At 56.8% G+C, this 21,318-nt stretch carries 19 protein-coding genes, 1 tRNA gene and 1 pseudogene; 10 read left to right on the forward strand and 11 right to left on the reverse strand.

Going from position 1 to position 21,318, the window contains the following annotated elements; all coding sequences use genetic code 11:
• Window positions 1-36 precede the first annotated feature (36 nt).
• Window positions 37-861 carry a tRNA 2-thiocytidine(32) synthetase TtcA gene (ttcA, locus tag Q1A07_RS12350; RefSeq protein WP_299781099.1) on the reverse strand — a complete coding sequence of 275 codons (825 nt, stop codon included), beginning with the start codon at window positions 859-861 and terminating at the stop codon, window positions 37-39.
• Between the two features lie 98 nt (window positions 862-959).
• Here ttcA and Q1A07_RS12355 point away from each other — a divergent pair, with 98 nt between their 5' ends.
• Complete coding sequence (locus Q1A07_RS12355; RefSeq protein ID WP_299781101.1) at window positions 960-1,496, forward strand: DUF3833 domain-containing protein; 537 nt, start codon at window positions 960-962, stop codon at window positions 1,494-1,496.
• Between the two features lie 8 nt (window positions 1,497-1,504).
• On the opposite strand, the gene yidD is transcribed toward Q1A07_RS12355, so the two are convergent.
• From yidD to rpmH, 3 genes are read right to left on the reverse strand one after another with little or no spacing between them, the layout of a single operon-like run.
• A complete protein-coding gene (yidD, locus tag Q1A07_RS12360) occupies window positions 1,505-1,747 on the reverse strand; it encodes a membrane protein insertion efficiency factor YidD (protein WP_299781103.1) in 243 nt (80 codons plus the stop codon).
• Window positions 1,744-2,157, reverse strand: coding sequence for a ribonuclease P protein component (gene rnpA / locus Q1A07_RS12365; RefSeq protein ID WP_299781105.1), 414 nt, complete (start codon window positions 2,155-2,157; stop codon window positions 1,744-1,746). The genes yidD and rnpA overlap by 4 nt, the downstream gene beginning before the upstream one ends.
• A gap of 25 nt (window positions 2,158-2,182) precedes the next feature.
• Window positions 2,183-2,317, reverse strand: a complete 135-nt coding sequence (gene rpmH / locus Q1A07_RS12370) for a 50S ribosomal protein L34 (protein WP_037911188.1) — start codon at window positions 2,315-2,317, stop codon at window positions 2,183-2,185.
• Between the two features lie 311 nt (window positions 2,318-2,628).
• Here rpmH and Q1A07_RS12375 point away from each other — a divergent pair, with 311 nt between their 5' ends.
• The 5 genes and pseudogenes from Q1A07_RS12375 to Q1A07_RS21930 all read left to right on the forward strand — a co-directional run.
• Entirely contained in the window at window positions 2,629-3,372 is a 744-nt protein-coding gene (locus Q1A07_RS12375; protein ID WP_299781107.1) for a VTT domain-containing protein, read from the forward strand.
• Window positions 3,373-3,375: 3 nt separating this feature from the next.
• Entirely contained in the window at window positions 3,376-4,794 is a 1,419-nt protein-coding gene (locus tag Q1A07_RS12380) for an FAD-dependent oxidoreductase (RefSeq protein WP_299781109.1), read from the forward strand.
• 13 nt (window positions 4,795-4,807) lie between these two features.
• Window positions 4,808-6,235, forward strand: coding sequence for a HAMP domain-containing sensor histidine kinase (locus Q1A07_RS12385; RefSeq protein ID WP_299781111.1), 1,428 nt, complete (start codon window positions 4,808-4,810; stop codon window positions 6,233-6,235).
• Between the two features lie 124 nt (window positions 6,236-6,359).
• Window positions 6,360-6,436, forward strand: a tRNA-Arg gene (locus Q1A07_RS12390).
• An 894-nt stretch (window positions 6,437-7,330) separates the two neighbouring features.
• Window positions 7,331-8,404: pseudogene (locus tag Q1A07_RS21930) on the forward strand (ABC transporter ATP-binding protein); the annotation flags it as partial.
• A 323-nt stretch (window positions 8,405-8,727) separates the two neighbouring features.
• Here Q1A07_RS21930 and Q1A07_RS21935 read toward each other — a convergent pair.
• On the reverse strand, window positions 8,728-9,081 hold the full coding sequence (locus Q1A07_RS21935; protein WP_366944096.1) for an EamA family transporter: 354 nt from the start codon (window positions 9,079-9,081) through the stop codon (window positions 8,728-8,730).
• A gap of 411 nt (window positions 9,082-9,492) precedes the next feature.
• Here Q1A07_RS21935 and Q1A07_RS12400 point away from each other — a divergent pair, with 411 nt between their 5' ends.
• Window positions 9,493-9,957: a hypothetical protein gene (locus tag Q1A07_RS12400; protein ID WP_299781115.1), complete on the forward strand. Its 465-nt coding sequence runs from the start codon at window positions 9,493-9,495 to the stop codon at window positions 9,955-9,957.
• 494 nt (window positions 9,958-10,451) lie between these two features.
• Here Q1A07_RS12400 and Q1A07_RS12405 read toward each other — a convergent pair whose 3' ends face one another.
• Entirely contained in the window at window positions 10,452-10,895 is a 444-nt protein-coding gene (locus tag Q1A07_RS12405; protein WP_299781117.1) for a MarR family transcriptional regulator, read from the reverse strand.
• Between the two features lie 446 nt (window positions 10,896-11,341).
• Here Q1A07_RS12405 and Q1A07_RS12410 point away from each other — a divergent pair, with 446 nt between their 5' ends.
• The 3 genes from Q1A07_RS12410 to Q1A07_RS12420 all read left to right on the forward strand — a co-directional run bounded on the left by Q1A07_RS12410 (window position 11,342) and on the right by Q1A07_RS12420 (window position 14,875).
• Window positions 11,342-12,076 carry a VPLPA-CTERM sorting domain-containing protein gene (locus tag Q1A07_RS12410; protein ID WP_299781119.1) on the forward strand — a complete coding sequence of 245 codons (735 nt, stop codon included), beginning with the start codon at window positions 11,342-11,344 and terminating at the stop codon, window positions 12,074-12,076.
• 426 nt (window positions 12,077-12,502) lie between these two features.
• Window positions 12,503-14,305 carry a calcium-binding protein gene (locus Q1A07_RS12415; protein WP_299781121.1) on the forward strand — a complete coding sequence of 601 codons (1,803 nt, stop codon included), beginning with the start codon at window positions 12,503-12,505 and terminating at the stop codon, window positions 14,303-14,305.
• Window positions 14,306-14,539: 234 nt separating this feature from the next.
• Complete coding sequence (locus Q1A07_RS12420) at window positions 14,540-14,875, forward strand: DUF1992 domain-containing protein (protein WP_299781124.1); 336 nt, start codon at window positions 14,540-14,542, stop codon at window positions 14,873-14,875.
• Between the two features lie 485 nt (window positions 14,876-15,360).
• Here Q1A07_RS12420 and Q1A07_RS12425 read toward each other — a convergent pair whose 3' ends face one another.
• The 5 genes from Q1A07_RS12425 to Q1A07_RS12445 are packed head-to-tail and all read right to left on the reverse strand — an operon-like array spanning window position 15,361 to window position 21,310.
• Window positions 15,361-16,887, reverse strand: a complete 1,527-nt coding sequence (locus Q1A07_RS12425) for a M81 family metallopeptidase (protein ID WP_299781126.1) — start codon at window positions 16,885-16,887, stop codon at window positions 15,361-15,363.
• 5 nt (window positions 16,888-16,892) lie between these two features.
• Window positions 16,893-18,521, reverse strand: a complete 1,629-nt coding sequence (locus tag Q1A07_RS12430; RefSeq protein WP_299781128.1) for an amidohydrolase — start codon at window positions 18,519-18,521, stop codon at window positions 16,893-16,895.
• 10 nt (window positions 18,522-18,531) lie between these two features.
• Window positions 18,532-19,461 (reverse strand): ABC transporter ATP-binding protein, encoded by a 930-nt coding sequence (locus Q1A07_RS12435; protein WP_299781130.1) that lies wholly within the window; start codon window positions 19,459-19,461, stop codon window positions 18,532-18,534.
• Window positions 19,458-20,435 (reverse strand): ABC transporter ATP-binding protein, encoded by a 978-nt coding sequence (locus tag Q1A07_RS12440; RefSeq protein WP_299781132.1) that lies wholly within the window; start codon window positions 20,433-20,435, stop codon window positions 19,458-19,460. The genes Q1A07_RS12435 and Q1A07_RS12440 overlap by 4 nt, the downstream gene beginning before the upstream one ends.
• Window positions 20,432-21,310, reverse strand: a complete 879-nt coding sequence (locus Q1A07_RS12445) for an ABC transporter permease (RefSeq protein WP_299781134.1) — start codon at window positions 21,308-21,310, stop codon at window positions 20,432-20,434. Before Q1A07_RS12445 ends, Q1A07_RS12440 begins: the two co-directional genes overlap by 4 nt.
• Window positions 21,311-21,318 lie beyond the last annotated feature (8 nt).

Consider the following 21,318-nt stretch of genomic DNA (forward strand, 5'->3'; position numbering starts at 1 on the left):
AAACACTGATTGTAGCGGGATTGACTAAAATTCTGTCTATTTCAGGCTCAGGCCTTCGAAATCGAAGAGCTTTGGATCTAACAGATGAGACGGGCGCGCGTTCATAAGGGCGCGGAACATGACCTGTCTGCGACCGGGGCTGTTTTTCTCCCAACCATCGAGGATCGCTTTGACTTGCTGACGCTGAAGACCGTCCTGGCTGCCGCAAAGATCGCAGGGGATGATCGGATAGTTCATTGCCTTGGCGAATTTCTCACAATCGGCTTCGGCCACATGGGCGAGGGGGCGGTACAGGAACAGATCTCCTTCTTCATTTACCAGTTTGGGCGGCATCGTTGCTAAACGCCCGCCGTGAAAGAGATTCATGAAAAAGGTTTCCAGGATATCGTCGCGATGGTGGCCAAGAACAACCGCGCTGCAGCCTTCTTCGCGCGCGATCCTGTAAAGATGACCCCGGCGCAAGCGTGAACAGAGTGCGCAAAAGGTACGACCCTGTGGAATTTTGTCCATGACGATGGAGTAGGTGTCCTGATATTCAATGCGGTGCGGTACACCCATTTTCTCCAAAAACGCCGGCAATACCGTCGCGGGGAAGCCCGGTTGACCCTGGTCGAGATTGCAGGCGAGCAGTTCGACGGGCAGTAGACCACGCCATTTCAGTTCATAGAGCACTGCCAGCAGTGTATAACTGTCTTTGCCACCCGACAGGCAAACCAGCCAACGCGTGCCGGGTTCGATCATGCCATATTGTTCAATGGCTTCGCGGGTCGCGCGCACAATACGCTTGCGCAACTTCTTGAACTCGGTGGTCGACGGCGCGCCGTTGAAAAGCGGATGAATGTCCTGAGGTGTATCCAGCATGCAAGCCGTCCTGATCGGGTTTTGTGCCTCTATACCGGCATTGTGGTTGAACCAAAAGCGCCTGTTGCGCGTACTCAATTGCAGGTGAGGAGGCCGTCATGATCCGACTTGTTATCGCGCTTTCATTTGCCGGGCTGTTGTCCGCATGCGTGGGAAAGCCCGCTCTGGAGGATGAGCCGCTGTCGTCCCGGCAACTGAACCTGGAAGAGTTCTTTGAGGGACGCGTTGTGGCATATGGCCAGTTTCAGGATATCTTTGGGACCGTCCGACGCCGCTTTGATGTTCAAATTGAGGGCACATGGGATGGAGAGACGCTGAAACTGGTGGAGGACTTTACCTATGAAGATGGCAGTACGGAACAGCGGGTCTGGAGGCTGCAGAAGACCGGACCAGAGACATGGCGCGGCACCGCCCCGGGGGTGATCGGCGATGCCACGGGCGAGGAGCGGGGCGATACCTTTAACTGGCAATACACCATCGACCTGCCGGTGCCGGTGCCGGATGGCGCGTTGCGGGTGCGTTTCGATGACTGGATGTGGTTGCTGAGCGACACCCGCCTGCTCAATCGTGCGTATATGAAGAGATATGGCATCGATATCGGAGAGGTCATCATCACTTTCGAAAAGCAATCCTGACGGCGGGTCTATCCAGCATCCTTTGATTTTGTCTCTGGTACCGGATCATATCCGCTGGCGCCCCCGGGATGACATCGCCCGATACGCCGGAGCGTCAGCCAGCCTCCTCTCACCGCACCGTGCTTTTCCAGACAGCCCAGTGCATATGCACTGCAGGTCGGTTGATAGCGGCAGTTGTGCCCGACCCAAGGGCTGAAAAGCAGCCGGTAGGCCCGTATCGGCAGCGCCATGATCTGCGCCATGAGTGTCATCTGGCCGGACCATGCAGTTTGCGCAGGGCGGTTTCGAGGTCAGCCCGCAACTTGTCAAAGGGCAGGGCGGTCGTGTGCTCGCGCCGCCCGATCAACACGTAATCCATCCCGTCGCGACCCTGATGCGTCAGGACCAGCCGTGCAGCTTCGCGTAACCGACGCTTGGCGCGGTTCCGTGCCACCGCGTTGCCGACCTTCTTGGAGCAGGTGTACCCGACCCGTATACCCTGCGCGTCCCCGTCAGGACGTTTGCGCATCTGCAGGATAAAGCCCGGCATCGCAATTCGCCTGGCCCGCGCCGCGCGCTGGAAGTCCGCACGTTTCCTGAGCGTCTCCAGACGTAAAGAAACCGCCGGAAGCAGGTCTCCGGAGGCGGTTGTGCCCGGTGGAGACGCTTGCGGCGGTGTCATGTTCCCGACCTTGTCCGTAGCGCGATCAGGCGCTCAGCGATTTCCGGCCCTGGGCGCGGCGCGCATTAATGATCTTGCGACCGGCTTTGGTGGCCATGCGCGCGCGGAAACCGTGGCGCCGCTTGCGCACGAGGTTGGAAGGTTGATAGGTGCGTTTCATCGCTCCGTCTCCATGTCTGCTGCCCGGCGGCGCGGAATCGCGCGGCTGCCCGGTGTCATTCGAAGCCCGTGCTCTAAAGCGCTCTTGGCCCCAAGTCAAACCCCGAAGGCGGGAATATTGCCGCAGATTGCAATAATTTTGGACCAGGCAGGGTAAGGAGGCATCAACTTGTTTCAAATAGAGCCGTTTCGCGGGGTTAGGGCGGCGAAACCGTCACAGCCGATCAAGCGCCCGTGATGGGCCTATCGCCACGCGCCATAAGCCGTCATCTAGCAATTGAATTGAAACACGCGCTCTGAGAGGACAGTGTAATGTCAGATATGACGGACAATCCCAAATCCGGGTCCAAATCAGGACTGATGCGCAATCTGCCCCTGATCGTGATCCTCGGTGTTGCCGCAGTCGGGGCATTCACACTGAAAGACTACATCAGTTTCGACGCCTTGCGTGACAACCGCGAAGCGCTGATTGCCTTTCGCGACAGCCACTTTGTGCTGACGACCCTGAGCTTTCTCGCGGCCTATATCGTGATAGTGGCGTTTTCCCTGCCGGGGGCGCTGATCGCGACCCTTACCGGTGGGTTCCTCTTTGGTACCTTTGGCGGCTCCGCTCTGAGTGTGACGGCGGCAACCATTGGTGCCACGGTGATCTTTCTGGCCGCGCGCTACGGGCTGGGCGAGAAGCTCAAGGCGCGCATGGATGCCTCGCAGGGCACAGTGCGCAAAATCAAGGAGGGCATTGATGAGAACCAGTGGTCGATGCTCTTTTTCCTGCGCCTCGTACCAGTAGTGCCCTTCTTCGTTGCCAATCTGGTGCCGGCGTTTCTGGCTGTGCCGCTGCACCGCTACGTGATCTCCACGTTCCTGGGCATCATTCCGGGGTCGCTGGTCTACTCTTCGGTCGGTGCCGGGTTGGGGGCGGTGTTTGAGCGGGGGGAAAGCCCCAACCTCGGCGTCATCTTCGAACCGCACATCCTACTGCCCATTCTGGGACTTTGCCTGTTGTCCCTGCTGCCCGTAATGATCAAGGCCGTGACCGGCAAGAAAGACCTCTGACCCATGACCCGTCTCAAGACAGATATCCTGATCATTGGCGCGGGGTCCGGTGGGCTTTCGGTTGCTGCCGGTGCCGTGCAGATGGGCGCCGACGTGGTCTTGCTTGAGGGTCATAAGATGGGGGGCGATTGCCTCAACTATGGCTGTGTGCCGTCCAAAGCGCTGATTGCGAGCGGCAAGGCCGCCTATGCGCAGCGCCACGCCGAACAGTATGGTGTGGCGAACGCGCCCGGTGCGGCGGACTATGCGGCGGCCAAGGATCACGTGGCCGACGTGATTGCACAGATCGAACCCGTGGACAGCCAGGAGCGGTTCGAGGGGCTTGGCGTCAAGGTCATACGGGAATTCGGGCATTTTATCTCCTCCAACGAAGTGCAGGCGGGCGACACGGTGATCACGGCGCGGCGTATCGTGATTGCGACCGGGTCCTCACCGCTGGTCCCGCCGATCCCCGGATTGGAAAATGTGCCATATGAGACCAATGAGACGTTGTTTGACCTGCGCGAGCCCCCCGAACACCTGCTGATCATCGGCGGTGGTCCGATCGGGATGGAAATGGCGCAGGCCCATGTGCGCCTGGGCAGCAAGGTCACCGTGATCGAAGGCGCCAAGGCGCTTGGGAAAGACGACCCTGAACTGGCAGCGGTGGTGCTGAGCAGCCTGCGCGACGAAGGCGTCGTGATCGAAGAAAACGCGAAAGCCGCCGAGATCAGGGGCAAACCCGGCGCCATCGAGGTGGTGACGGAGGACGGCCGCCGGATCAAGGGCACCCACCTGCTGATGGCGGTGGGGCGCAAGACCAACACCGACAAGCTGAATCTCGACGCGGCGGGCATAAAGACCACAAAAACCGGCGTGAAGGTGGATGCCAGCCTGCGCACGACCAACCGCAAGGTCTATGCCATCGGGGACGCGGCAGGCGGTCTGCAGTTCACCCATGTCGCGGGGTACCACGCAGGGGTCATCATCCGGTCGATGCTGTTTGCCTTGCCCTCCAGGGCCAAGACGGCGCATATCCCTTGGGCGACCTATACCGATCCTGAACTGGCGCAAGTCGGCATGACCGAAGCCGACGCCAAGAAGGCGCACGGCAGCAAGCTGGAGGTTGTGCGCTTTCACTACGATCACAACGACCGGGCGATTGCCGAGCGCAAGACCAAGGGGTTCATCAAGGTGATGGTGGTCAAGGGGCGCCCGGTGGGGGCCTCCATCGTCGGATATCAGGCAGGTGAATTGATCAACCTCTGGGCCCTTGCCCTGGCCAACGGCATGAAGATGAGCCAGATCGCCGCGATGGTCGCGCCCTATCCCACGATCGGAGAGATCAACAAGCGCGCCGCAGGGGCCTATTTCAGCCCGCGGCTCTTTGACAGCCCCATGGTCAAACGGATTGTAGGGCTTGTTCAACGCCTCGTGCCGTGAAACGCTAACGCCTATGTTCAATTCGCTCTCAGGACGTCTGGTTATCTTGACCACCATCTTCGTGATGTTGGCCGAGGTCCTGATCTTCGTGCCGTCGATTGCACGGTTCCGCGAAGACTACCTGATGAACCGGCTGGAACGGGCACAGATTGCATCATTGGCCCTGTTGGCCGACGACATGATCGACCGCGAGCTGGAGGCTGAGCTGCTGGAAAACGCGGGCGTCTTCAACGTAGTGCTGCGCCGTGACCAGGTGCGGCAACTCATGCTCGCCTCGCAACTGCCGCAACCGATCTCACAGACCTTTGACATGCGCGAGGACGGGGCCGCCGTTCTGATCCGCGATGCATTGACCCGCTTTGTCGCCCCCGAGAACGAAGTCATCCGCGTGATTGGCGCGCCGGTCCGCGATGCCGGGCTGCTGATCGAGATCACGATGGAAACCACCCCCCTGCGGGAAGCGATGATCGACTACGGCATCCGTATTCTGATCCTGTCGGCGGTGATTTCGATCTTCACGGCCTTTTTGCTGTTCATTGCGATGCGTGCCTTGCTGCTGAAGCCCATCAAGGGCGTGGTTGGACACATGCAGAACTATGCCCAAGCGCCGGAAGATGCGCGCCGGATCATTACACCGTCGGCGAGCGTGACGGAACTGCGTGAGGCGGAAGAGGCCTTGCAAACACTGGAGACCGACCTGACCCAGGCATTGCGGCAGAAAGACCGGCTGGCGCAACTGGGCAGTGCCGTCAGCAAGATCAGTCACGACCTGCGTAATATCCTTACCTCCGCACAGCTTTTCACCGATCGGATCGAAATGAGTGAAGACCCGACGGTCAAACGCATGGCTCCGAAGCTGGTCAGCAGCATTACGAGGGCCGTGCATCTGTGCGAAAGTACTCTTGCCTTCGGCAAAGCCGAAGAGCCAAGCCCCACATTGACCATGTTGCCCCTGGCGGATCTGGTCGAAGAGGTGATCGACAGTGAACGGCTCGCCGTGGGCGAGGCCGATGTCAGTTTCGCTTGTGCCGTGCCTTTCGGAATGATGGTGCGCGCGGATCCGGAACAGTTGTACCGTGTTCTGGCCAATCTCATCCGCAACGCCCGTCAGGCCTTGGTGTCAACAGGGACAGCTGGAGAGATCAGCGTGGATGCGCGCGAAGATGACGAAGCCTGGTGGATTGATGTCACCGACACGGGGCCGGGATTGCCCGCAAAGGCGCAGGAGCACCTCTTTACGCCATTTCAGGGGGGCGCCCGCAAAGGTGGCTCCGGTCTCGGTCTTGCGATTTCTGCGGAATTGATCCGCGGGCACGGCGGGACATTGGAGCTTGCCAGAACCGGACAGGATGGCACCTGTTTCACGATTTGCCTGCCGAAAGGCGACGGGACGATGACGTCAAGTGGTAAGGTAGAGGCGCAATCCGAAGTCATCGCCTAGAGCTGCCGAGATGGTGTGCGTTTGTAAAGACCAGCGATGTCTGAAATCATAACTCTACGTGAACTGAATTTTCTACTGATTGGGCTTGCATAAACCGGCCCACGGCACTAAACCGCGCGACAGTGGACCGATAGCTCAGCTGGATAGAGTACTTGACTACGAATCAAGGGGTCGGGGGTTCGAATCCTCCTCGGTCCGCCATTTTAATTTTTGTGAGGCGACACATAGTTTTTCCTATTGCGCCAAACTCTTTCCTATTTTGAAGTTCTCCGCTTCCCATCCGTAGGCTCGCTTGTTTCGCTTAACCCCGTTTCCTAACCGGAAAATCGGGGGTGATTTGAAGGTCAGACGGCGAAGCCGCCTGCTCCTGCAAATCTGCCACGTGGCGAACGCGGAGGGGGGCGAGACAGGACAAATCGACAAGGTTGGTGCGGCCCGCAGGCGAAGCCGAGGACACGGCCTTGTCTATTTGTCTTGTCCGAGGGGGGAGGCTGCGCCTCCACCCTAACGGCGAAGGGCGTTTGGCTTGTCCAAATCCCCTGAGCCTGCTGCTTGCACTTGAGATCGGCTCGACAGAATCTGTCCGGAGGGCGGATTGCGGACGTTCGCTGCGTTGGCAATCCTGATCAGTTTTAGTGAAAAAGCCGACATCGAACACGTTTGATTCAGCATCCTGAAACCATCTGATTTTGGGAACCAAGTTACTCTGATTGATGGCGCTTCGACGTCGGGCACTTTATCATAAAGGCTAACTCGCCCTTTCGAACGAACTTGTAAGAAGTTGAGATCATCAATGCCTGCGACCACACGTCAAACCGCCGGACCGGGCTTCAACTTCGAAGATCTAACTTCTGCTTGGTTAATTTCTAAGATGTTGCTCGGACAAAGGCTTCAAGGTGTCGGGACGGAAGGCGCAATTTTGCAGTCTCAGACGAGTTCAATGGCTGGATCATCGATGACCTTTTGGTTTCGACTCAAGACGGGGCCAGTCATCTTGCAATCTCATGCAAGAGTAACGTTCAAGTGTCGCGCAATGGATTGCCAAAGGATTTTGTGGAGCTCGCCTGGAAACAATGGAGTAATGGCGACGGCTTAATGCAAAGAAACACGGACTGCTTGGGTCTTGTAACTAGGGGGAGGCATCCCGCATTCGATCCTGTTTGGGCAGATATTACCAACTGGGCGAAAAGCTCCGATGAGGAACTCGCTCTGTCTAGAATAAGAGCCACCAGCATACACTCAAGCATTTTTGACAGTATCAAAAGCCCGAACGGTTCAGCTGTGGCAACAGATCATGAAACGCTTCGATTGGTACAGCGGATAACAGTGGTGCCACTTGATTTCCAGCTGGATCATTCATCGTCGGAGGCGGAGGCAGTTAGCCGTTGCCGTCAGTTAATTCAAAGCGGCACACAACAAGAGGCAGAAGATGTCTGGAAGGCACTAGTCCAGATCGCTGAGGAAACTCGAGTGGGCACTGGAACGATTGCCATCGGTGAAGTCTGGAACAAGTTTCGTCTCAGCTACGATCTGAAAGATCTTCCCAACTTTGAAAGCTCTTGGGATTCGTTGAGAGCCTTATCCCGAGACAGCCAAGCCGGGATACAAAGTGAGTTACCCTCCGGCCTTTCCTTACCACGTTCGGTAGCAAAGGACGCTCTTAGAGACCTATTGGCAACCCATCGAGTGACCGTGGTTGTTGGAGATTCCGGAACGGGAAAATCAGCCCTTGTAAAAAGTACGCTTGATGAGAAATTCCCCACCGCTAGTCAGATATGGCTTGGCCCTGAGCATGTCAAAGCACTCACTTCGGAAGTGGGACGCAGGAAAATGGGCGTCGTCCACGATCTGGCCAGTGTCCTTACGGCGGCACGAAGCCGAGCCAACGTGCTGGTTTTGGATGCGATCGAAAAACTCGATCTGGATGCATTGTCACGCGCTAATAAGCTCATCGGTGAGCTTTTGAACCAAGCAGAACGTGAACCAAGGGACTTCTGGCGCATTGTGGTTGTCTGTCAGACAGAAGCCTGGCGCGAGCGGGTTCAAATGGAGTTGAAACAGTACTCCAAAACCACGCTCCCCTTAGCAACGATTCAACCAGCTGAAGTCAAGGAAGCTCTTCGTTCTAGCGCTGAGCTAAGATGGCTCTCGTTCCGAGAGGAAGCAGTTTCCGCTCTCACCAACCTGCAAACAATAAGCTGGGTAATGAGAGCGGCTGGAGTGTTTGATGAGGCCAATGATGAGCTAACTATACCCACTGCGTTTGTCGACGGTATCTGGCAATTTTGGACAGAAGGTCAAGTTGGTCCACAAAACCTCTTAATCCGCCTTGCAGAGCGAGAGGCCAATTTTGAGCGTAGCTTTGCGATAAGTGAATTAGATGCCACCGACGCGCAAATTTTCCAGCAGAAGACTCAGTATTTACCCTTAAGAAAGAACCACCGAAACCGAATAGTGTTCGAACATGATCTTGCCGCTGAATGGGTTAGATTTCAAAGACTCAAGGAGATTTCGCACGATATCGACAGCTGGTCACCGCTGGCGGATACCCGCTGTATCCCCCAGGCCAGAAGGCTGAAAGGTAAAGCGAAGTTCAGAACACCCAAAAGCAGGATGAAACACAGGGTTTTCTGGTCGTTGATCGCCAGATCTGCGGGGCGAGTGACGGCGACGACTGCCAGAAGCGCTAGCGCGCCAATACCGATGCGTCCAGCTGCGACGGTGAATGGGCCGTATTGCTCCAACGCCACAGCCATTGACATGAACGCGCCTCCCCACACGAAGCTGAGGAACAAAAGGGCCGCCCAGTTGCGGAGGGTGGGTGTATTGTGGGCGGCTTCTGTCATATCTTGGCAATCGGTTGGGGATTGTTGTCCTTATGAGCCGTTTGCATGTCGGCCGCCAGCCCTGGCACCGAGGCTGGCGCCATCTATTGGCCTGACCACTACCTTTGGCTCTTTCTAGACCTAAAACTGCAGCGCGGCATCGTAAGCTATCGGTTCAATTGCGCAGTTGAGATTGGCCCCTACGAGACATTCACCGGGTCCGGCCACGCCGCAGTGCCGCCCGTCAGACCGGGCTTTCGCTGCACCCGCGAAATCGAGCCGGCAGCGAACTGGTGATCTGCGGGACCAGGTAGACACTTAGTATATGGCCCGCCGGTCTGGCGCTGCGACGGGCCGGGACTGACGCAAGACTTGCGCTCGTAGCAGACCCGCCTCAACATGACGGTAGAGTTCTTCAAGGAGGTAGTCGTAATGCGAGCAGTGGTTGGCGCATTTATTTCAGTTTTCTTAAGCACCACTTTTGCATTCGCAGCCTCACCTGAGGCGCAAGAGTTGATCGACCGCGCAGCTACAGATTGCCGGTCATTCGAAAATGGCGAGTTTGACGCGGGCGATGCGGTGACCGAGATAGGGCTTAGCTCGCAATTCGGTACCGTAGAAGCGGAGCTTGTTGATGAAAGCAAATATGCCTGTTCTTCCGCTGCTTCACTTTACTGCGGTACCGTCGGCTGTATGCTAAATTTGATTGTGGACGGAACGGTCAGAGCGTGGCAGGCAACTGGCTGGAGGCTCATCGAATGGGGTCCCGATCAGATTCTATTGATCGGTCGCGATGGTGGCTGGTGTGGCGGTTCAGGCGCTGAGGTCTGCTATGAAGCGCTTGTTTGGAACAACGGCAGAATACTGACAGTAGGACCTGCTCCGGAAAGCCGATAAGCAAAGCTACGCTTCAAAAACCTTTAATAACCGCCTTGGGCTCGCAGCCCGGTTTCGCCGCCTGAAGCACGAACATCGACTCCTGATTTGTGAACGACCGCGCGTTGAGTGAAGCGGCAAAATTTCAAAGACTTGGCTCGATCTATCGACAACCAGTTCCGTGACGACAGCGCCAAGGGCTTTGCTGCGTCAGTAGTCGGCGGCTGAGAGCCCAGCTTACCCATTCGACAGCGTGCAGCGAAGAGGACGGCCCATACCAGACCTTGAGCACGGTCTCCGAATGCAGCGGACGCAGCTCGCTTACCGGCCATTCGCTGCGAACGCAAAACCAATGAAGTGTCGAACTCACAGATCGCGGACAAAGTGAACTTTGATCGCAAGCGCACTAATGGCGGCACGCGACAGATTTTCTACCCACAAGTGGCGCTTGCCAAAATTTCGCTTTTGGCGACGGAAGCAGGCTGTGGAGGTGTGGGCTCCGCAAATCTCAAAATTCAATCGGGCGAAAATTCTGCCAGCAGCGCGGATTGAATTTTGTGGAATGCGCTGATTTCAGCCTTTGAGAAGCGTTCCGCAAAGGCTCCTATCTGAGTGACCTCCCGCGCACGGATACTCTCGATGATGGGGCGGCTTTTTGCGGTCAGTGTGTAGATCTTTGAGCTTTTGTGGTTTGGATTGGGCTCGCTATCGACAAGGCCAAGGTTCTCCATTTCCTTGACTTCCCGACCAACGAATTGTCGTTTCACATCCAGATACCGTGTGATTTCCGGGGCCGTGGCTTTGCCAACGGCGAACAACACCTCCAGAATTGCACGCTGCCCCACGCTGATGCCCGTGCCTTTCAAATCCGTTTCTACGCGTGACGTGATGTATCTCAGCAAGGGGCGGGTCATCTGAATGCCCGCATAGAGCTTCTCTTGTGATGTCAGATTGGTCACTTTGGACGTCCTTACCAATTTTCCAACAGGGTGCAGGTACTTGAGGGGTAAGGCAAGTCGTTATCGTCAACTCAGTTGACATAATGTTTAGAATCACCTAAACGTCAACTTAGTTGACAAATTGATCAGCTATCCAAGAACCAAAATTGAACTCGAAATCCACGATTTGATGAATTCGTTAGAGGATCAGAAGGAACACAAAATGTACCGCTGTGTCTTGGCCTTCAAAAGCAGCTGGCGCCCGCTCTCAATACCTCCGCGCCTCGGGCACCGCATCCATATGCGATCGCACAGGGGTGCTCGGCCTGGCTGCGGCTCGGGCATCAGCGCACGTGGTCAGACGCAACCCTAAACCATCACCCAATCCAGAGACCTCTCCCGCACACATCGAAAGCTAAGACCGCAGGCGGCGGGTTTCTGACACCAGAAACGAAAGAGTTAAGATTATGAACTTTTGCACCATCGCAGCAGCAACGCTGATTGCTGCGTCCACGAGTGTCGCTTCGGCGAGCACTATTACTGAACTAACCGATGCCGGGCGGTCCATGGCGACCGCCTATGATGTCCAGGATGGCACGACCGCGATCAACGGCCGTATCGAAAACACCGCCATCTCGGACGTAGACCTCTATAGTTTCCGGCTGGTCAAACAAACCCGCCTTACGATGCGAGCCTTGTCTGTGGATTTCAATTCCAATTTGTTGCTGTTTAATATTTTAGGCCAAGGGCTTGCGGGTAACGACAACCGAGATTCTTCTTGCGAAACTGTTTACCCAATTGGCCGGGTCGACGCATGTCTGACGTTGGACCTCGTAGCCGGCACATATTTTATAGGTGTGGGAGATAACAATATCGCAGCATTCGAAACTGCTGCTGACGCGGCCACAGGATCGAACGGGATATTCAACAACGACGATGGAATTCTCTCGACGCCAACGTCACGGATTCTGGGTCTAATCGGGGACGAGGCTGGCGATGCCACTCAGAACTTTGAAGGAGAATACGTCCTCGATTTCAGCACCGAGGTCTTTTCCGCATCGGCACCATCGGTTGTTCCGCTCCCCGCAGGTTTGCCCTTGTTGCTGGCCGGTCTGGGCGGGCTGGCCGTCGTTCGGCGGCTCAAGGCGTGCGCATCAAATCATCTAAATTCCCCCAGCTCACAAGACCGGAAAGCAGCATGAAACTCCTTGTGATCAATTCCGCCCTGTTCCTCTGCATCTGCGGTGCAGTCTTGTCGGAGGCGCAAAACGCCAAAGTGGATCCGGACGACGTGAATCTGATTGTAGACAGAGTCAAACACGCAGGGTTTGAGACGCGGCCGCTGTCACCAAAGGCAGATCGGCAAATGCCGGGAAGCGATTACAACGCGCTGGTCGACGACAGTTTTCGGCGTGCAGGCATGTTTGGGGATGCACAACGGACATCCTGCCCCCGAGATCAAGATACCGCGGTTTCAAATCGTCCCTGCTAAAAACGCAGCTTTGCATCCAGTGCTTTGACCCCGGCCAACCAAAGCCCGGTCACGGCTGAGGACCGCCTTGCTGCACCGCTCCCAACCTGACGCCTGCCTCAGAGCAGACCTCCTTTAACACGTGAAAGATTTAGACATGACAGACTACACACTCAGAGGAACATCCGGGCACGATTTTCTGCGTGCCTGGCTCCCGGGAAGTCACTACATCCACGCCGGTTCCGGCAATGACGAGGTTGTCGGTAGCAACTATGGCGATCTGATCTACGGCTATTACGGAAATGATGTCATCTACACCGGCAGAGGTGATGACACTGTCTACGGTGGTGGCGGCGACGATAACCTTGTGCTGTCTGCGGGCGACGACTATTTGCATGGTGGCACAGGGTCAGATTACGTCTCCCTCGCCTATGCAGAAGACAGCGTGACGGTAGACCTGAATGCTGGATTTGTCCGTTCAACCACAGATAATCGCGCCAATATCGGCAACAACACGATCAACTACATCGAAAATGTGATCGGCTCGAACCACCGGGATGTCGTGTATGGCAATTCGTCGTCCAACACGGCCTATGGCGGGGGTGGTAATGACTATTTCCGACTGCGTGGCGGACATGACAAAGCCTATGGTGGCGAAGGCTATGACACTTTCATCGAAGGTGCTGGAAATGATTTCTACAGCGGCGGCGCCGGGTTCGATAAGCTAATGCTCGATTACTATGATCCTGCCGATGGCAAGGGTGCATGGCTTGATGTGACAAAGGGCACTTTGCAATCACGCGGCGGGGAGTTGGATATCGGGTTCAACCGGTTTCAGGGCATCGAGCGGTTTGACCTGACGCATGGTGACGACATTGTGGACAGCTCGGACCATGTACGCCAGCAAATCAATCTAGAGCGTGGTGACGATATGATCGTGGCTGGGTTCAACGATGTGATCAATGGCGGGCGCGGCAAAGATACGCTCGATCTTTCAAAAAACGGGGTCAAAATCGATAGATATGAGTTGAAGGAAGGTAAAGGGTATATCGGTGATGATGCTCTCCTGAAGTTTAAGAATATCGAGGTTTTCCTGGGCTCGGAATCCGCTGAAACTTTCAGAATTCCCTACATGAATGATCTGACGGTTTATGCCAAAGGTGGGCATGATATGCTCATAGCATCGGGCCAAAACCTGTTGCTAAGCGGAGACGATGGCAACGACACCTTCAGCCTGCACAATGCCAGCGGCAAGTTCTATGGCGGGAATGGAAAGGATGTGTTCCATGTCTCCAACACGTCCGGAGAGATTTACGGCGGCAAGGGGAGCGATAACGTCCACATCTCCAAGTCAGGAGTAATGGACGAATTGCTTTATGTCGAAAACGCGAATGTGTTTTTGGATAGCGACAGCCATGGATACGTGGTCTGGTATGCCGACGATGCCGATGGTCTTTATCACGGTGCCGATACTGTCTATGTCAATACAGGGTCGTTGGTGCAAGGCTCGGATCACGACGATATTTTTATCGGCAATGCGCAATCAGAAAGCCGAATGGTGATCAGAGCGGGCGATGGTGAAGACTCGATATACGGAAGTGAGCACGTCGACAATATCGCAGGTGAAGGCGGCAATGATCTTCTCGAAGGTGGACAGGGCGCTGATTACTTCGTTTTCAACGCCAAGAATGGGGATTTCGACCATGACACCATCACCGACTTTATGGTGAGCAACAATAAATCAGCCGCGGATAACCTTTGGTTTATTGGCGTACATCGGGTTGGCTCGGGTGGTCTCTACGACTCATTTGACGATTTTGACTCAAATGGAGATGGCTTCGTAAGCGCTGCAGATGACGAAATAGAGCGGGTTGGCGAAGACTTGGTGATGAATTTTGCCGAGGGCGCGGTCACGATCCAAGATACCTATCTTTTGGTAGAAGAAAACTTCCATTTCTAGGAGTCTATGAGAACACGCGCAAACGCTTACCTCGACCCAACAATCAACAACTAAATCTTGAGATGGCAGACAATCCGCCATCTCAAGCAGCCAGTTCAAATAGTTCCAGTGCGTAAAGAGTGCATTTTATTTTATCCCGGAATGCCATAATCCCAAAGACAGGCATCCCGGGACGATTTCAACCTGGTCGAGTTAAGTCCAGCCACCACTCACACCCGATGAAAGGTCTGACACATGACCCGAAGTTTTCGAAGCCTGATCGAGCGTCAAATCCAGAAAGCGAAGTTGCAGGGCCAGTTGGACAACCTTGAAGGCGAAGGAAAACCGTTACCTGACAGAACCGCGGAAACGCAAACAGACGCCGCAGAAGCCGCGGGTTTCCGCATTATGGCTCAGGCAGGCGTCCTGCCCCAGGAGTTCGAGATCAAGAAGAAGATAGACGCGCTTTTTACCCGCCTGCGGACGATCGTAGATGAAGACGAAAGGCAGGAGGTCATGAAAGAAATCTCGCGGTTGGATCTTCGCTACAACATCGCCCGAGAAGCGCGGCAGAGGTTTATGAGGCACTAGCAAACGGTCTTGTCCTGTTTAGCCCCCCACGTCCTGTTCAAGGGTAAGCAGAGAACAGCCAATGGTGTTTTTCAAGGTGAATTTTCTAACCAAACTCAAACCGAGCAATACCTATTGAAAACGGCCCAAAGCCGACCTTGAGCGGGGCCTTCAGATGCTGCGGTCGCAGCCCGCATAGCCGCCGTTCGCTGCTCTCGCTCGATTTCGGGTTTATTGGAGGTCTGACCTGTGGGACGAAGTTGCCGTTGCGCTGCTGGCTCACTTGGCTCACTTGGCCCGCTTTGCAACCTCCGCGAAAAGCACAGCGCGTGGAAGCGAACTTCCGCTGCTGATTCGTTGCAGTCTTCTGTAAATTTTGAATGCCGGCGCTTTCGTTACTGGTCCAAGGGCTCAATCTTGGCTAACGCATATGAGCAACTCATTCTGCACCCTTCGGCGAAGAGGCTAATTTGCGTGCTGTAGAGACGATCAAGAACCGAAAATCCCTAGCTTGAGCCACCTCCGGTTTTCCGAATTACTAGGTATTTGTCATACGCTTCAACTCTCTTTCCGGAGGGCAAGTTATGATAGTCTGCGTTTTTGAGGTCACATGCAAATACGCCGGGTGATGCGACAGACCGCACTTCGCTGGCGATCGGATCAAAAGCGGCCCGGTAATGCACAGTGCTTTTGACGCAGAGGGTTTTGTAATTGGCAGGATCCAGTCCAAAATGCGTGAAATGCGCCAGATCAAGGCATTGGTTCCTGATGCTTGTGACGACCACATCGATCTGCGCATCGGCGTCAACGATCCTGAGGGCGGCACTTTTCCCAAGGGTCGCAATACCGCCGCCGTACATTTCTCCGGTGTAGGGGCAGTCGCCGTCGCTGAGGGACAGAACCTCGAACGATCCGGTCACCGGGGCCTGCCCCGGGACGCCGGATTTGCCCCCAAGTGCACCCTGAAACCGGGCGGAAGGTCCGGCGGCATGCGCTTTTTGTGCAAGTTCAGGATCGTGGAACATGCCGCTTAGAACTTCGCGGCCTTTGCCATCAATCAAAGCCCTTAGCAGCCCCGTGGTATCCGACGTGCCGCCCGCGCCGGGATTGTCCTGAACGTCAGCGAGGATCAAAGGTTTGTCTCTGCGCTCATGGGATAGTTGGACCGCCGCGTCCAGTGACAGCAGCGTGCGATCTATGCGGTCCTCTATGGTCAGAAAGTGCGACAGGATTGTATCTGCCGCAGCCTCGGCCTGTGCTGTGGTTTTCGCGTAGGCAACGCAGGACGGCCCGGTGTCTGGGAAATCTGCCGCCGTGAAGCCAAGGGCGATATCTGCCTCAACACCCTGCTGTTGCAAGTCTGGCAGGTAGCCGTACAGCGTGCTGAAAGGCGGCGTGCCGGTATATTGCGCGTGCAGAGGGATCAGATAGGGCACAGTGCGAAAGGCCTTGTGCAGATCCTTGCCGCGCAGCAGCCGGACCAGCACAGGCAGACAGCGCGCGCCAGTCTCGGCCATATCAAGATGCGGGTAGGTTCGGAAAATCGCCAGATAGTCGGCGTGCGCGCACATCTCGGCGGAGACATTGGCATGGAGATCAAGGCTGACCACGAGCGGGGTGTCTTCCCCAATCTGGGCGCGCACCCGGCGCAACAGTTCCCCTTCGCCATCCGCGAGGCTTTCGGTGACCATCGCGCCGTGCAGGTCAAGATAGACGCCATCCAGCGGGCCGGCAGCGTGCAGGCCATCCAGGATCATGCCCGCGATTGTCTCGAATGCATGATCGGTCACATGGGCCGAAGGTTCGGCGGCGCACCACAGAACGGGGATGACCTCATAACCCGCAGCGTCCGCCGCGGATGCAAATCCCGCGATGGGCAAATTCATGCCCCGCGTCTGGGCAAGGACCTGTTGGCCTTGCAGCATTCCTGGCCAGGAATCTGCCATTTCGAATTCGGCCAATCCTGCCTGTGTCAGACCATGGCAATTGGTTTCATGCTGAAACCCTGCAATTGCTATTCTTGGTCGTTTCATCTCAGTTACTCATCGGAGGATTGAAATACGCGCTTGCCACGGCGGATCGTCTTCGTGACTTTCGTATCCAGCAGGCGGGCCGGGTCTTTGAGCGGGCTGCGCGACAGGATCGTCATATCCGCAAGCTTTCCGGCCTCAATGGACCCGCGCCGCCCTTCCTGAAAGACCTGCCAGGCGGCGTCGATGGTCTGCGCGCGCAGGGCTGAGAGAACGGATATCTTCTGATCTTCTCCCAGCATGTCCCCTGTTGCGGTCAGCCTATTGACGGCGCAATGGGCCAGATGAATGGGCCGCGTTGGCGTGACAGAGGCGTCATTGTGCAGGGTAAACCGGATACCGTGACGCAGGGCGGAGGCAGCAGCAGAAAGTCGTGCGGCGCGGTCCGGGCCGAGGAATGTGTCGCGATGGCGATCACCCCAGTAATAGATGTGGGCCGAAAAGAAACTGACCGTGACGCCCAGCCGCGCCATGCGTTCGAACTGATCCTCATGCAGCACTTGACCGTGGATGATCGTATGGCGGTGATCGGTGCGCGGGTTGGCACTCTGAGCGGCTTCCACCGCATCCAGAAACAGGTCGGACCCGGCATCGCCGTTGCAATGGCAATGGATTTGAAACCCCAAATCGTGCAGTTTGCGAACCTCGGCGGTCAGGTGTTCCGCAGCCGCATAAGGCACACCGCGCGGTGTATCCGGGGCAATCGGCCGGTGATACTCCTCACGCAGAAAGGCGGTTTGAAGTTGAAACGCACCATCCGAGAACAGCTTGCGGGGGCCCAGTGTGAAATGGGGGTTTTCTAAATCCGCCATCGCGTCCGGGCCCTGACTGAGGTCGGGCTCCAGTTCCGCAATCGGAAGGATGGTCAAATCAAACCCGGGGTCCTTGTCAGCGGGAAATCCGTCAAAGCGGCACAGCAATTCTGCGTTCGCCCAGGCATTTTGACCATAGGTCACGCCGTGTGAAAGGTATTCGTCCCTCGATGCGGCGAACCCGTGCCAAAATTGTGATTCATCTATCAGAAACGTGGTGTCCCCCAAGGGACCCATGGCGGAAATGCCTTCGATCAACCCGGTAAGCGCGCCTGTCTCCGGATCACGGTCAAAACGACCGCCCAAAGGGTCGGGCGTTGCCGCGGTAATCCCTTGCCGCTCCAACGCCATGGAATTGGCCACCCCGTTGTGACCCGAAGCGTGGATCACCCAAATCGGATGATCGCACGACGCGCTGTCCAACTCCATGCGCGTGGGCATGCGGGCCTCTGCGATAGCGGTGTTGTCAAAGGCGACGCCCATGATCCATTCGCCCTTTGGTGTGGTTTCCGCACGGTCGCGCAACCGTCGCAGGGCGGTTTCCATGTCCACGCATGTGCCAAGGGGGGGTGACGACAGGTTGACCCGAAACAGGTCGATAAACCCGGAATCCGGGAAATGCCCATGCGGGTCAATGAACGCCGGGATCATCGTCTGACCCTGCAAATCGACCAGCTCCGTGCCCTCGGGCATCTGGGCGCGCAGATCAGCTTCGCGTCCAACGGCCACAATCGTCTCACCTTCGGTCAGCACGGCCTCTGGATTGGAATCTTGCGCATCCATGCTCAGGATCAGGCCGTTGAAGTACAGCGTTGAGGTGGTCATGCAGGCAGCTTCACACGTGCAAAGGTGTCAAACATCGGACCGCATGGCCATCTGTTACCTCGAATTGCGGCACCTGCGTGCAGATATCGCTGGCAACAGGGCACCGGTCGCGGAACTCGCAGCCCGAGGGGCGCTTGATCAGGCTGGGCGGCTCGCCTTTGAGGGCGATGCGTTCCAGACGCGCGTCGGGGTCGGGTTCGGGGTTCGCGCTGAGCAGGCAGTTGGTGTAGGGATGGCGCGGCTGATCAAAGATCGCCTCCGTAGTGCCTTCCTCGACCAGACGGCCCAGATAGAGGATGCCCATGCGGTCCGCCACGTGGCGCACGACGTTCAAGTTGTGGGTGATGATCACCATCGACAGGCCCAACCTTTCGCGCAGGTCATTCAGAAGGTTCAGCAATTCGCCCTGCACCGACACATCCAGCCCCGCCGTGGGTTCATCCGCCAGAATCAGCTTTGGCTCCAGTGCCAAAGCACGGGCGACACCGACACGGCGGGCCTGACCGCCGGAGAGTTGATACGGATAACGATCCGCGAAATGCGCGGGCAGGTTCACCAGTTCTAGCAGGCGTTTCGCCTCGGCATCCAGATCGCGATCCTTCATGCCCTGAATCCTGTAGGGCTCGGTGATCAGGTTGCGGATTGTCAAGCGTGGCGACAGAGACCCGGTGGGGTCCTGAAACATCATCGCGATGTCCTTTCGCAGCGGGCGCAGGTTCTTTTCGCTCATGCCGCGGATTTCCTGCCCGTCGAACTTGACGGACCCCGCCTGCGCGGGCGCGAGACCGGCGATGGCGCGGATCACGGTTGTCTTGCCCGATCCGCTTTCGCCCACCATGGCATAGGTTTCTCCCTGTTCCACGGAGAAGCTGACACCGGCCAGAACATTCACCCGGCCATAGCTGGTTTGCAGGTCTTCGACATCCAGGATCGGGCTCATGCTGGTTCCTCCGCATGGTTCAGCCAACAGGCGGCATTCTGTCCCTCGCTCAGACGCATCAGCGGCGGCACTTCGGCGCAACGTGCAAAGGCCTGATCGCAGCGGTCGCGGAAGATGCAGCCCTTGGGCAGGGCTGTCAGATCGGGCACTTCGCCGGGGATCGTGGGCAAGACGCGCGCGCGTTCTTTGATGTGGCCGGGGTCACATTCGATCAGACGGCGGGTGTAGGGGTGTTTCGGATGGTGGAAAATCTCACGCACGGTGCCGCTTTCCACAACCGCGCCTGCGTACATAACCACGACACGGTCACAAAGCTCCGCGATGACGCCCAGATGGTGCGAGATGAACAGGATCGCGCAGCCAAAGTCACTTTGCAGGTCTTTGAGCCGCTCGATAATCTGCACCTCCAGCGTGGCATCAAGGGCGGTTGTCGGCTCATCCGCAATCAACAAATCCGGCTCGGACATCAGCGCCATGGCAATGGCAATCCGCTGCCGCATCCCGCCGGAAAACTCATGCGGGAACTGGCTCAGCCGTGCTTCGGGATCGGGGATGCCCACGGCCCCCAACATCTTGGCCGCTGTTGCCAGTTTCTCTGCCTTGCTTGCCTTGGAACGATGCTGAATATCCACCATCTGCTGCCCGATGGAGATCACCGGATTATGGGTCTGCATCGGGTCCTGAAACACGATAGAGATATCATCCCCGCGCAAATCACGGATGTGGCGTTCCGACGCGGTCAGCAGGTCCTCGCCCTTGAACCGCACTTCGCCGTTGCGAAACCGTGTGTTGGGAGCAATCAGCCGCAAGATGGCCGAGATCAGCGTAGATTTCCCACATCCGCTTTCGCCCACGATGCCGACAATCTCGCGCTTGTTCACATCAAAGGTGATGTTGCGCAGGGCCTTCAGGTCGCCTCGTGCTGTTTCATAATCAACGCTGAGGTTATCAATTTCGAGCAATTTCTCTGTCATCTGTTCTTCCTCAGTTTTGGGTCGACCACGTCGCGCAGGCTTTCGCCCAGGAAGGTAAAGCCAAGGGTTGCGATCACGATGGGCAGACCGCCGCCCACGACCAGCCATGGGGTCTGGCGGATCAGCGCATAGCCATCTTTCAACAGCGCGCCCCAGCTCGGGGTTGGTGGTTTCACGCCAAGGCCCAGAAAGCTCAGGCCCGCCTCAAGAGCGATCACGGTGGGATTATCCATCGCTACCAGCACCGCGAGAACACCGATGATGTTGGGCAGCATATGCACCCCCAGAATGCGGGCCATGCTGGCCCCCATGGCGCGTTCGGCCAGAATGAATTCACTGTTGCGCAGGGTCAGCGTCTGGGTGCGCGCAACCCGGCCATAGGTCGGGATCGAGGTGGCCATGACGACAAACACCACCGTTTGCAGGCTGGGGCCGACAAGGGCGACAACCGCAAGGGCGAACATCACCGTTGGAAACGACCGGATCGTATCAAAGAGCAGCATCAGGAAGTTATCGAGCCATTTCGGGCCGTAGCCTGCAATCGTGCCCAGCGTCAGGCCAATCGCCATCGCGCCAAAGATCGCAGGCAGGGCAACTTTAAGCGCGACCTGCCCACCCATGATCACTCGCGAAAAGGTATCACGGCCCAGCTGGTCGGTGCCCAGCAGGTACGCGGCGGACGGCCCCTGCATCCGATCCTGAATATTCATCGCAACCGGATCATAGGGTACGATCCAGGACGCGAAGATGGCGGAAAAAACGATGGCACCCACGATGATCAGGCCCATCAATCCTAAGGGATCGCGCGCGACGCCTGCGATGATGATGGCCAGTTCGGATTTGCTTTTGGTGGGGACTGCTGTTGCATCTGTCATGATCAGGG

The organism is uncultured Roseobacter sp. (assembly GCF_947492555.1).
Taxonomy (GTDB): Bacteria; Pseudomonadota; Alphaproteobacteria; order Rhodobacterales; family Rhodobacteraceae; genus Roseobacter.

What these genes read in the sequence shown, in the direction of transcription:
- ttcA (WP_299781099.1), bottom strand. Translation starts at nt 861, where the DNA reads ATGCTGGATACACCTCAGGACATTCATCCGCTTTTCAACGGCGCGCCG.
- Q1A07_RS12355 (WP_299781101.1), top strand. Translation starts at nt 960, where the DNA reads ATGATCCGACTTGTTATCGCGCTTTCATTTGCCGGGCTGTTGTCCGCA.
- yidD (WP_299781103.1), bottom strand. Translation starts at nt 1,747, where the DNA reads ATGACACTCATGGCGCAGATCATGGCGCTGCCGATACGGGCCTACCGG.
- rnpA (WP_299781105.1), bottom strand. Translation starts at nt 2,157, where the DNA reads ATGACACCGCCGCAAGCGTCTCCACCGGGCACAACCGCCTCCGGAGAC.
- rpmH (WP_037911188.1), bottom strand. Translation starts at nt 2,317, where the DNA reads ATGAAACGCACCTATCAACCTTCCAACCTCGTGCGCAAGCGGCGCCAC.
- Q1A07_RS12375 (WP_299781107.1), top strand. Translation starts at nt 2,629, where the DNA reads ATGTCAGATATGACGGACAATCCCAAATCCGGGTCCAAATCAGGACTG.
- Q1A07_RS12380 (WP_299781109.1), top strand. Translation starts at nt 3,376, where the DNA reads ATGACCCGTCTCAAGACAGATATCCTGATCATTGGCGCGGGGTCCGGT.
- Q1A07_RS12385 (WP_299781111.1), top strand. Translation starts at nt 4,808, where the DNA reads ATGTTCAATTCGCTCTCAGGACGTCTGGTTATCTTGACCACCATCTTC.
- Q1A07_RS21935 (WP_366944096.1), bottom strand. Translation starts at nt 9,081, where the DNA reads ATGACAGAAGCCGCCCACAATACACCCACCCTCCGCAACTGGGCGGCC.
- Q1A07_RS12400 (WP_299781115.1), top strand. Translation starts at nt 9,493, where the DNA reads ATGCGAGCAGTGGTTGGCGCATTTATTTCAGTTTTCTTAAGCACCACT.
- Q1A07_RS12410 (WP_299781119.1), top strand. Translation starts at nt 11,342, where the DNA reads ATGAACTTTTGCACCATCGCAGCAGCAACGCTGATTGCTGCGTCCACG.
- Q1A07_RS12415 (WP_299781121.1), top strand. Translation starts at nt 12,503, where the DNA reads ATGACAGACTACACACTCAGAGGAACATCCGGGCACGATTTTCTGCGT.
- Q1A07_RS12420 (WP_299781124.1), top strand. Translation starts at nt 14,540, where the DNA reads ATGACCCGAAGTTTTCGAAGCCTGATCGAGCGTCAAATCCAGAAAGCG.
- Q1A07_RS12425 (WP_299781126.1), bottom strand. Translation starts at nt 16,887, where the DNA reads ATGAAACGACCAAGAATAGCAATTGCAGGGTTTCAGCATGAAACCAAT.
- Q1A07_RS12430 (WP_299781128.1), bottom strand. Translation starts at nt 18,521, where the DNA reads ATGACCACCTCAACGCTGTACTTCAACGGCCTGATCCTGAGCATGGAT.
- Q1A07_RS12435 (WP_299781130.1), bottom strand. Translation starts at nt 19,461, where the DNA reads ATGAGCCCGATCCTGGATGTCGAAGACCTGCAAACCAGCTATGGCCGG.
- Q1A07_RS12440 (WP_299781132.1), bottom strand. Translation starts at nt 20,435, where the DNA reads ATGACAGAGAAATTGCTCGAAATTGATAACCTCAGCGTTGATTATGAA.
- Q1A07_RS12445 (WP_299781134.1), bottom strand. Translation starts at nt 21,310, where the DNA reads ATGACAGATGCAACAGCAGTCCCCACCAAAAGCAAATCCGAACTGGCC.